The organism is Henriciella sp. (genome assembly GCF_049649345.1).
Taxonomy (GTDB): Bacteria; Pseudomonadota; Alphaproteobacteria; order Caulobacterales; family Hyphomonadaceae; genus Henriciella.
Map to the genome: position 1 here is coordinate 1 of NZ_JBARZC010000535.1, position 1,748 is coordinate 1,748.

The 1,748-nt window shown below is 60.8% G+C and carries 2 protein-coding genes; both read right to left on the bottom strand.

Annotated elements, in window-relative coordinates; all coding sequences use genetic code 11:
• The coding region (locus tag WA989_RS14710) for a hypothetical protein (protein WP_424341234.1) at positions 1–189 on the bottom strand (189 nt) is incomplete at its 3' end.
• A 23-nt stretch (positions 190–212) separates the two neighbouring features.
• Positions 213–1,748, bottom strand: a 1,536-nt coding sequence (locus WA989_RS14715; RefSeq protein WP_424341235.1) for a TonB-dependent siderophore receptor, incomplete at its 5' end; no start/stop codon positions are given.

A 1,748-nucleotide genomic window follows, 5' to 3' on the forward strand; every position in this document is an offset into this window, starting at 1 on the left:
CTGGCCGGGCTGGCCACGCGGCGTGTCCGGTTTTCCGGACGTGCCGGGCGTCGTCAGACTCTGGGACGTTGCGATCTCGGCCTCAGGCGGCTCATACCCGGAAACACTGCAGGCCGCGACGAGCGCGGCCAGCAGGCATGGCGTGAAAAGGCGGGCGCCCCGAACGGTTTCAGCAACAGCGTTCAACATTCGAGCCGCCCGGCCCCCAAGCTCTAGAATTTGCGCGTCACCGTGGCGATCACCTGCTGGCCCGCGCCATATGTACAGCCTGCCGCAGAGGCGCAGCGGGCGACATATTCCTCATCGAGAATGTTGGACCCGTTGACCGCGAAACGCCAGTCTTCGGTGTCATAGCGGATCAGCGCATCGACCAGGGTCGAGGCTTCGCCTGTATAGACAACCGGCGCAAACGGCCCCGGCAGCGCGCCCTGGCTCTCGCTCGTATAGCGCACACCGCCGCCAATGCCGAAGCCTTTGAGCGGCCCTTCGACGAAGGAATAATCGACAAAGATCGACGCCTTTGTCTCCGGCGTGACAGGCAACTCGGCCCCGATCTCCTGCACTGTCGAGCTGTCGATGACCTCGCTGTCTGTATAGCTGTAGGAGGCGTTGATCGAGAGCTGATCATTGATCCGGCTGACAAGCTCGATCTCGGCGCCCTGCACCTCGACCTCGCCCGTCTGCGTGCCCGAGACAGGCGTCTGTGAGGGAACCGCCGAGACGACATTGGTCTGGTTGATCTGGTAGACCGCGCCCGTCAGCAGCAGCTCATAGCCATCCGGCAGGTTGCGCGCATCATATTTGATACCCGCCTCGACCTGTTCGCCTTCGCTCGGCTCGAAATCATTGCCGGAGACAGCATCGACGCCGAGCACAGGCTCAAACGAGGTCGCATAAGATATGTAAGGCGCAAAGCCGGTCTCGAAGACATAGTTCGCGCCGGCCCGGTAGGTGAACGCGTCCTGCTGCTGCTCGGCGCCGCTCGCATTGTTTTCGACGGTGACATCATCATAGCGCCCGGACAGGGTGATGAAGAGATTGCCGAGGCCGATATGGTCCTGAACATAGAAGCCGGAATGGTCGAGCGTCTGGTTGTTGAAGCTCGACGGATAGCCCGGCGTATAGTCGGCCTGATAATCGTAGACCGGGTCGAACAGGTCGATCGTGCCGGACCCGAAGACGAAGGCGAAGTCGGCGACATTCTCGATTTCGCGATAGTCGAAACCGGCGAGAATATTGTGCGAGACATTGCCGTAGTCGAGACTGATGTCGAACCGGTTGTCGGTGGTCACGCTCTCGACCGATTCCTTATAGGTGAAGTTCGACTGCTGAACGGTGCGGAAATCGTCCGGCACGCCGTCGAAATCATTGTCGATCACGCCGCCAGAGCCATAGATGCCGGTCGGGGTGTCTTCCTTATAGTCGCTGATCTTCGTGTTGGAGACGAAGCTGACCATGTCGTTGAAGGCGTGGACCAGCTCATAGCCGATGCTCCACTGATCGCGCTCATAGCGGTTGTTCGGATCGCCGAGATTGATCGACGGGCTGACCTTGCCGACAGGGTTCGGCAGGAGCGTGCCATAGACCGGCAGGAAGCCGTTGGTGTCGCCCAGCACTTCATCCTGCTGGTAATAGCCAAGCACGGTGAGATCGGTATCCGGCGTGATGTGCCAGGTGAGCGCCGGGGCCAGAAGCCCGCGTTGAGCCTCGACATAATCACGCTCTGCTTCGCGGTCACGGTAGAGGCC